Raw genomic sequence first — 9,334 nt, 5'->3', positions numbered from 1 at the left:
TAAGTTACATAATGAATTTAGAGAAACTATCTATCCACTCAGAGAATCTTCGAACCCTTCATGGTAACATATCTTCAATAAAAACTGCAAGAAATTTTTGGCCTCCTTAATCTCCGGGAAGCGATTAAAAACAGTAAGAAGTCATGAAAACCAGCTCTAGGAATCAACTAGAAATGACTTATTAGTAGAAAAATTATCATTTTTACCTTAAAGGAGATTATCATGCTGAAAAGGTTAGGAAACTTGTTTATTTAGACATATTAAGTGTTAAATAGCTGATAAGACTCCAAGACCTAGCTAGGATAAAAGTGTTCGACAAGCTTCGCGAATTCTTCGAATCTAGCCCGATAGATTTCAAGGTTAGCCTTTGAGGGTTCGTTGACTTCTGAAGGATGTGGCAGCTCAATGTGAATATTTTGGGATTCGAGGTAGTGTATCAAAGCACCAAGAAGTGAAGAATCCGCTATATCCATCTTAAAGACAGGTAATTGAAAGACGTCAGCGATTATCTGTCTCCACACCGGAATGCTGCTTCCTCCTCCCCCGACTCTCACTGATTTAGCTTTTAGCCCTTTCTGAGATAATGCGTCGTATATCATTTTTAAGGTAAAGACTACACCTTCGAGAAGTGATCTGAGAATATCGCTCTTAGTGTTGTGAAATTGGAGGCCATAGAAGACCGCTTTTGCTTCAGGTCTGCGTATGGGAAATCTTTCTCCTCCCAGTAGAAATGGGAGAGCTATGACGCCGTTAGCGCCCGGCGGGGATGAGGTCGCTAATGTGTTGATGACTTCATATAAGCTTTGTCCTGTATAACTCGCATACTCGCTTTCAAGCTGACCTAGTCGCTTCAAAAACCAATCTACAACTATGCCTCCGTTGTTTACTGCTCCGCCAGCGAGATACCGCTTGTTACCGGCATAATAGAGGAAAAAGCGCATCTTTGAGTCGTCAAAAACTGGGTGATCTGTTAGAAATCTCACAGCAGCGCTTGTACCTAGATTTATTGCAACAGTATCATTACTGATGCTACCAACTCCTACCTGATTTGCAGAAGCATCTGAGACCCCCGCGAAAACCTCTACTGATGATGGGATGTCAACCTTGCTGGCAAAATCCTGGTCAATGGGTAAAGGTTTTTTAGAGCCCTCAATAAGCTCTGGTAGCTGGTTTTCTTCAACTCCTGCAACCTCCAAAGCGAGTTCATCCCATTTTAAATTATGAGTGTTTACAAGTTGGGATCCTGAGGCTGTCGAAAGATCAAGAACATGAAGCCCTGTCATCTTAAGAATAATGTAGTCTTTCGCCGAGATAAGGAGTTTATCGGAGTGTTTGATTAGACCTCGATCCTTCGCATAAAGGATTTTCAAGAGAGGATACACGTGTAAAGGAGGACAGCCCGTACGAGTGTAGAGCTCGTAGCCAATCGGTTCCAATCTTGAAAGATATTCTCCACTCCTAGTATCAAAGTATGTCAGGAGACGCGTTTTCGGACGCCCATCCTCTAATATCCCGAAAGCATGCATCTGGGAAGTGAGAAAAATAGTCGATATGCTTGTACCGCCGTATTTTCTGGCCAGAAAGGATATTACTTCTATGACTGCCTTGAGTATTTCATCTGGATCCTGCTCTGCTACACCCTTTCCTTCTTCCGTATAGAGACTTATTCTTCTAGAGATGCTTTCCAGCGGAAATATGCTACCTTTGTCGAACACAGCACCCTTAACGTTTGTAGTTCCAATGTCGACGGCTAGGAAAAGGTCTTTAACCATTAGATGTTCACGCTTTGACGGCTCCTTTGATCAGGCCTACCACGACATATTTTTGCACAAGCATGTATAACAGGGCTGGTAGCAGCCCAGCAAATATGGCTGTCGCTGCTAAGCCTCCAGGGTCAACTATCTCTCCTCCCCACAGGAAAAATGTTGTGGCTATGGGAAGTGTATAGTATCTGCTTGAATTTAGAAGTATAAGAGCAAATAGAAGGTCGTTCCATGAGAGGGTAAACGAGAAGATAAACGCTGTCACAAATCCAGGCACCGCTACAGGTATCACGACTCGCCATAAGGCGCTAAACCTTGTACAGCCATCGATTAATGCGGCTTCTTCAAGGCTTACGGGTATACCGTAGAAGTAACTCCGCATCATCAAAGTAGAGTAAGGTAAGGTGTAGGCCAAGTGAACTAGTGCGACGCCCCAAAGAGTATTATAGAGGCCTAGACTTTTCACAATGATAACTATTGGAACCATTAATACGAAGACTGGAAAAACATAAGCGAAGAGAACCATCCAGACAACAAGTCTCTTTCCACGATAATTAAACCGTGCCAAATTATATCCTGCTAAAGAACCGAAGAAAACTCCTAGAATAGATGCAGTAAAGGATACTATAAGGCTGTTCGTAACGTATACTATCATTGGATCCGGCAGGGCTGCTCTGAGGCCCTGCCCTCTAAGTATAGCTTCGTAACTGGGACTAAAGAGGCTAATATAATTGTCAAGCGTTATCTTTGATGGTAACAGCTTCCAGGCCTCATCTGGAGCCGAAATACTTGTTTTGAATGCCCAGAAGGAAGGAATGATAATCCACAGTAGCAGTAAAGTGCTGCCAATTACTACGATGATTTTATCAAACATGCTTCGCCTTGCCATGGACATTCTTACTCACCCATCTCTTTCAGCGTAAAGTAAATGAGTATGAGGTAAATGGGTAAGGTCAGGACACTATAAGCTGCGGCTAAAGGCATGTTGACTTCAGTTTGAAAAGCTATCTTGTAGGTCTCTATTGGTATCGTTAGAGTTGCATCGATGGGGCCTCCTCCTGTAGTCATATATATCTGAGTGAATTCTCCCATGGTCCACATTAAGGACAGTAACATTACTGTGTAGATTACAGGTTTAATGCTGGGAAGAGTGATGTCTTTAAACTTCTGGAGGGGCGAGGCGCCGTCTATCTCCGCGGCCTCATATAAATCAACTGGTATTGCTTGGAGCCCGGCAAGGTATCCCATAAAAAAGAATGGCCATCCGTGCCAAATGTTGAGGAGAATTACAGAAAACATTGCATTCTCATAGCTCATCCATTGTATGGGCTGTAATCCTAGGGACTTTAAGATAAAGTTAAACATACCTCTGTAATCGTAGTTAAACCAGAAAAGAACCGCGCAAACGAATGATGGAAAAGCCCAGGGAAGGATTGAAAAGCCGCGTAGAAAACCTCTACCCCAGAATTGTTTATTTAGCAGAACTGCAACCGCAAGCCCTATGACAGCCTTAACGAAAACTGATGAAAAGGAGTATATTAGTGTATTTAAAATTGTTTTATAGAAAGTTTCTGATGTAAAAAGCCTCTGATAGTTGTGGAGACCCGCAAAAACGGGTTCACCGCCGATGACCTTTGTGTGAAAACTCAGCCAGATTTCGTATGTTATTGGTATAATAAATATAAAGAAGATAAGGATAAGCGTTGGGAGAGCATATAGCCATTTATATAAAGTTTCCTTCAATCTAACAGACATAACTAAAACACCTTAGAAAGAAAAATATTTTTTATCCTCCGTAAACTCTCTTAACTTCATCGCGCAGTTTTTGAGCATAGGTATCAATCACTGTGTCAAAGTTTTCCCCTTTAATGACGGCTCTTTGAATCATCTCGTTCCATGTGAAACCTTCGCGGAAAGTTTCACTAACAGTTGTCCTTTCGCCAAGCGGGAAGGCAGCTGTTTCCATGAACTTTATCTTGTCAAGAGCGTTTGCCGGATCTTCACCAAATTGTGGATACTTGCCAGCTTTCCAATCTTTAGATATCACGGCCATTTGGCTCTTGAAGATAGGCAGAGCATATAGAGCTGATGCTTCACAGAAGCCTTTCCTATAGTCTTCCTTGTCGGCGAACAAATAGTATACCAAATCCTTGGCCAGCTCTGGGTATTTTGTCGTCTTAAAAATGAATACACTCTCGTCACCACAGTCAACAGATACGGGGAGCAGGAATAGCTTTGTTACAGCAGCCAACTTCGGGTTCTGCGTCATAAGAGCGTAATAGATACTCGCAGGGTTCATAGTCATCGCGATTTTACCCTGGATGAACGCATTGTTATTGGAAACATCGACCCACTGATCGCTGTCTGGAGGCGTAAGCCCCTCGGTCCATATCTTTCTCTCAATCTCGAAAGCTTTCTTTAGAGCCTCCCTGTAGGGTTCCTTATCCATTATTACTCCTTTAACCGATCTTTCCGTTAACATCCCACCGCCGTAACCTCCCCAGAAGTGGAGGAATGTCCACCAAGTATCATACCCGTTCAGCCCAAGAGGCAGCCCTACACCATATACTCCTGGTTCAACCTGGTGTAGTCTTTTAGCTGCTATGTAGAAGTCGTCAAGGGTTTTTAATGGGAATAAGTCTTGAGCATTAGCCTTTTCAACTATATCCCATCTAACATGCAACCATGTGGCCTCGAACATAGTAGATATACAATAGTAGTGGCCGCCCCAGGAGCACTGTTTGAGTTTAAGCTCATATATGTCACTCTCGTTTAGTTTCTTTACAACGTCATCTATAGGCACCAGTAATCCCTTTTCAGCGAAAATCGCCACGGGGTGCCCGTTTATTACAACATCGGGAGGATTCCCTGCCTCCACAGCGGCGATGAGTTTCTTTCCGATATCAGCCACTGCGAGCCAAGTAATCTCTACGTCGACATTATTCTTGTCGGCCCATTCTCGGACCTTTTTCTCAACCCAATACATCTGTGGAGGAGTGAAAGTGGCTCTACCCCAGATAACCAGCTTTGGCCTGGTGGTAGCTGCAGGGGGAGTTGTTGGCTGCTGCGTTGGTTGAGCTGGTGGTCGAGTGAGAAAGAAGAATACAACACCCAGTAAAACTACGACGAGGATGACGCCGAGAGCTATAGTTGTCTTATTGGTTTTGATGCTCATACCGAGAAATATTTGTTTTATGTGAGTAATCTTTTTTAAGCCAAACGCGTTAGGGTTGAGTTTATAGAAAATCAGATAAAAGAATTTTTAATTTTTCCGTTTGTTCTTCCTTAGCTGGTAAAAAGGGTTTTTTAGGAAAGCTCTTCTTAATACCTCTCAGATTCCATATTAGATACGTTAAGGTAATGGGATTCCCTAATTTGTGTAGATCCTCACGGAGCCTGTTCACTCTAAACTGTATCTCTCGTGCACGAGCATAGTCTCCCTGCTCTAATTTATTGAAGAGTTCGAAAACAAGTTCTGGTAGATAGTTTGACATTCCAGGAATATATGCTCTCGCACCCAACACGTACGTAGGTAACATAAGGGCCTCCGTCCCAATTACTATGTCGAAATCATCACCCGCGTAGATAGAAAAATTAATGAAGTTTATGACGTCGAAACTACTATCCTTTATTCCCCTCACACCTAAACTCTTTAGCTTAGCCAAGAGATCCGGGGTGACAGGATATCCTACGCGTGGAGGGTTATTGTAGACGTAGACAGGCAGTGATGTCGAGTTTACAAGTTCTTCGAAGAATTTTAAGACGCTTTCCTCAGCATGCTTATAGTAGAATGGTGGAACACTAGCAACTGCATGTGCGCCAGCTTCTTCCGCGTGTCTCGCCAGCTCAATCGTCGAATCGGTAGATGGACTACCTACATGGACGATAATCTTCTTAGACCCACTTACTTCTTCTATAACTTTCTCTACAACTTTTTTTCTTTGTTCTAGATCCATTAACGGACCCTGACCATAGCTGCCACATAGATAGTAGCCATGAACAAATGGCTTTGTAAACTCAAGAACCTGAGCCAATGCTTCCAGGTCTAGTTGGCCTGTACGTGTGAATGGGGTTATTAAGGGAGGGAATAATCCGTAGAGCTTTTCCAGTGGCATCAAATTTCCATTTTAAGCCCCTTTCTTTATTTATTATACCAAACGGAGTAGGTTTATATGAAAGCATTGAACAAGAAGATTGATGAAAGTACTTACCACGCCTCTCGAAGAAACAGAGCCCCAAGGCCGAGAACATTTGTCGGCCTACAAAATAATAATGAAGCCTTATAGGAGTGTTCTCGCTGAGATTAGCAGAATCCCTGGCGTCATTGTTTATGTTGAGGGTATTAGTCTTGCAAAGGATGCTTCAACTACACTTGTACATGTTGAGTTCCCAGGAAAAACAAGCGTCTTTGAGGAAATAATGGGGAAATTGAGGAACAACCCGGGTGTAATAGACTATAAAATACTCTATAAGAAGAAATATTCTTTGACTCTCGCGGTGCAAAAAAGTCTTTGCGAGTTTTACAAATATACACTCCAATCAAATCGTTTTACCTTTTTCCCTTATGTTCTCAAAGGCGGAATACGGGAATTCTACATCGTTTCCAAAGAAAAGCCTAAGGAGATTACCTTTAACCTCTCTAGACATGGAGATGTTATTCTTCTCGAACGGCTCCCTTTAAATACAGCAATTAGGAATACAGGTCAGCTAAGCTTGAAAATAGCAATTTCCGACATATTAACACCCCAACAGAGAAATATTCTCAAGAAGGCATATACGCTGGGCTACTATGATTGGCCCCGCAAGATCTCTTTGAGCGAGCTAGCAGAGGAATTCGAAATCTCGAAGGCCACTCTGAGTGAACATTTACGTCGCGGCGAACAAAAACTCTTCAGGTTATTCCTAGAGTCCTTGTAGATCCGAGGGTCAACTCGAATGCCTTTCTTGGCAGCTGATTTTGGCACAACCACTTTAAAGGTAGCACTTGTTGACGAATCCGGTAACTTTCTTGATTTTCTCAGAAGTGAGGTTCCGATTCTTCGAGTTGAGCCTAAAGCCGCTGAACACTCTCCCGAGGGGCTCGTAAATTTATTTTTAGAACTGTCCAAAAAATTGCTTAAACATACGAATGCCGAAATTGAGGGTATCGTATTTTCAGGCTATTTATTTGGCCTGGTAGGTATAGACGACACGGGTACGCCTCTAACAGGCGTTATGACATGGCTTGACAGAAGGCCTACGGAGACACTACAAGAGATGTATTCAAAGGTACAGCCCTCGTGGCTGTACAGACGCACGGGTTGCCCTTCAATATATGTCTACCAGCTACCAAAGATTTACTGGCTCCGAAAAAAGAAACCCGAGATATATGATAAGGTAGAATACTTCCTTGATGTCAAGGGGTACGTTATTTACAGGCTTACAGGACGAATTGTCTTTGAAAAGAGTGCTGCTTCTGGATCGCAGCTCTTGAACTTGGAAACCTTAACGTGGGATGAGGAGGTTGTCCGTGAGCTTGACCTGGATTCTTCAAAGCTCCCAGAACTCGTTGAGCCAGACGAAATAATTGGCGAGCTAGATAGGAAAATTGCAAGCCAGTTAGGACTCAAAAATCCCGTGCCCGTAATTCCCGGCGTATTTGATGGAGGCTCCGTCTCAATCGGGGAGGGAGCCCTTGGAGAAAATATCGGCTCATCGCACCTCTCTACGAGCACGATGATAAGAGTCGCTAGCGAGACTCCGATTCTAGATAAGTCAGGCAAAATGCGTTTTCAGACCTATTACGCTTTCCGAGGGACTTGGCTACCGGGAGGCGCGCTGAACAATGCAGGTGTTGTGCTAAAATGGTTCCGCGACAATTTGGCAATCCTCGAAAAATTGGCAGCTGAAGAGATAGGAGTAGACCCCTACGATGCTTTGACGAGAGAGGCGATGATGGCTCCTGCTGGTTCAGATGGGCTTATCTTTCTGCCTTTTATCTCAGGCGAGCGCATTCCAGAATACGGGAACAAGGCCTCTGGTGTTTTATTCGGACTACGTGAAAATCATACGAGGAATCACATAATTAGAAGCTTCATGGAGGGTGTTGCTTTCAACTTAAAAACAGTTAAAGATGCCTTAGAGGAAAACTCATTAGAGATAAAAGAACTACGAATCACTGGAGGTGGAGCAAAGTCTGATTTATGGCTGCAAATAATCTCAGACGTTCTAGAAATACCCGTTAAAAAAGTTGAGGCTATTGATGCAGCCCTGTGGGGAGCAACCATTATCGGGATGAAAGCTACAAATATAATAAATGATGTTAGAAAAACTTCACTTGAAAAAGCAAGAATAGCTAAAGTATTCACTCCAATAGAGGAGAATGTTAGAATTTACAGGGAAAGTTATCGGCTTTTCAAAGAATTACTCGAGCACATAAAGCCCGTATTTAGCAAATTAGAAAACAAAAACAATATAATTATTTAATTGCGATTTTCGCACGTGTCCTTTTGCTGAGAACCTGAGGGTTCACAATATACTCAGTCGGGGGCTCACCCCTCATTACCTTAAGTATAGCATCGACGTTTGACTCATCCATTCCCCGTAAACCTTCCCGTGTATTGGCCCCAATATGTGGAGTAATGACCACGTTTTCATATCTGAGTATGGGATGAGAGGAGTCTATAGGCTCTCCTTCTATTACGTCGAGGCCTACTCCTGCCACTTTACCGCTCTCGAGCGCTCTTATCAGGGCCTGAGTGTCTATTAGTTCTCCGCGGGCGGCATTGACTATAACTACCCCTTGTTTCATAGCTGAAAACTCTTTATCACTTATCATGTGATAGTTCTCCTTTGTAAGAGGAGCGTGTATCATAATGATATCTGATTCTCTTAGTAGGGTTTCAAAGTCAACAAGCCTTACACCAAGCTTCTCCGCATATTCAGGATTTACGAAAGGATCGTAAGCAAGAACGTGAGCATTAAACCCCCTCGAAAATATCTCGGCAACTCTTCCTCCAATATTACCTATACCTATCACTCCAACAGTCTTACCAGAAATGTTGAAGCCTATGATTTTTCCTCTTTCAGACCATTTTCCTTGCCTCACCATATTGTTACTCTGACATACCTTTCGAACAACGCTTAAACATAGAGCCACTGCGAGCTCTGCTACAGCATCTCTTTCCTTGTAACCTGGAACACGAGTAACTATAACTCCCTCCTCTGTAGCGGCTTGAAGATCAACGTTGTCCACACCTATACCATGCCTGGCTATTAGGAGAACATCTTTATTCACTTTGAAAAACTCAGCGTCGTAATAGGGCGTGACACTAGCTATTATAAAGTGATAGCCTCTGAGTTTCTCAGCTAAATCCTTACCGCGCAGCTTCTTATCCAAGTCTATGAAGTCTACCTGGGCATGCTGTCGAAGCTTGTCTAATAAATCGGGAGCGTTAACTCCAAACGACCGCGAGTTAACTACTGCGACCTTGAACATGTCTGGTTACCATTATATTTCCGTAGAGGTTGGATATATTCAGCAGTCCAAACGGGTTAGGCGATTTAATAATATGTGAAAAATTACCATAGCC

General features: G+C 43.0%; 8 protein-coding genes. 2 read left to right on the top strand and 6 right to left on the bottom strand.

Going from position 1 to position 9,334, the window contains the following annotated elements:
* Positions 1 to 293: 293 nt before the first annotated feature.
* From ACP5KC_RS07100 to ACP5KC_RS07080, 5 genes are all read right to left on the bottom strand, one after another.
* Positions 294 to 1,772 (bottom strand): gluconokinase, encoded by a 1,479-nt coding sequence (locus tag ACP5KC_RS07100; protein ID WP_428287077.1) that lies wholly within the window; start codon positions 1,770 to 1,772, stop codon positions 294 to 296.
* A gap of 7 nt (positions 1,773 to 1,779) precedes the next feature.
* Positions 1,780 to 2,658, bottom strand: coding sequence for a carbohydrate ABC transporter permease (locus ACP5KC_RS07095; protein WP_424740416.1), 879 nt, complete (start codon positions 2,656 to 2,658; stop codon positions 1,780 to 1,782).
* A gap of 2 nt (positions 2,659 to 2,660) precedes the next feature.
* The gene (locus ACP5KC_RS07090) at positions 2,661 to 3,518 is read right to left on the bottom strand and encodes a carbohydrate ABC transporter permease (protein ID WP_428287076.1); all 858 of its coding nucleotides are present in this window, start codon (positions 3,516 to 3,518) and stop codon (positions 2,661 to 2,663) included.
* 31 nt (positions 3,519 to 3,549) lie between these two features.
* On the bottom strand, positions 3,550 to 4,938 hold the full coding sequence (locus ACP5KC_RS07085) for an ABC transporter substrate-binding protein (protein WP_428287075.1): 1,389 nt from the start codon (positions 4,936 to 4,938) through the stop codon (positions 3,550 to 3,552).
* A gap of 61 nt (positions 4,939 to 4,999) precedes the next feature.
* Positions 5,000 to 5,878, bottom strand: coding sequence for a dihydrodipicolinate synthase family protein (locus ACP5KC_RS07080; protein WP_428287074.1), 879 nt, complete (start codon positions 5,876 to 5,878; stop codon positions 5,000 to 5,002).
* A gap of 82 nt (positions 5,879 to 5,960) precedes the next feature.
* Between ACP5KC_RS07080 and ACP5KC_RS07075 the strand changes: the two genes are divergently transcribed.
* Positions 5,961 to 6,680, top strand: coding sequence for a helix-turn-helix domain-containing protein (locus ACP5KC_RS07075; RefSeq protein WP_428287073.1), 720 nt, complete (start codon positions 5,961 to 5,963; stop codon positions 6,678 to 6,680).
* Positions 6,681 to 6,698: 18 nt separating this feature from the next.
* A complete protein-coding gene (locus ACP5KC_RS07070) occupies positions 6,699 to 8,228 on the top strand; it encodes a gluconokinase (RefSeq protein WP_424740430.1) in 1,530 nt (509 codons plus the stop codon).
* Here the strand turns inward: ACP5KC_RS07070 and ACP5KC_RS07065 are convergent.
* The gene (locus tag ACP5KC_RS07065; RefSeq protein ID WP_424740432.1) at positions 8,221 to 9,240 is read right to left on the bottom strand and encodes a D-isomer specific 2-hydroxyacid dehydrogenase family protein; all 1,020 of its coding nucleotides are present in this window, start codon (positions 9,238 to 9,240) and stop codon (positions 8,221 to 8,223) included. The genes ACP5KC_RS07070 and ACP5KC_RS07065 overlap by 8 nt on opposite strands.
* Positions 9,241 to 9,334: the final 94 nt, after the last annotated feature.

Source organism: Infirmifilum sp., assembly GCF_049970975.1.
Lineage (GTDB): Archaea > Thermoproteota > Thermoprotei > Thermofilales > Thermofilaceae > Thermofilum > Thermofilum uzonense.
The sequence above is the reverse complement of the archived record's forward strand: the minus strand, read 5'-3'. Positions and strand labels throughout refer to the sequence as shown.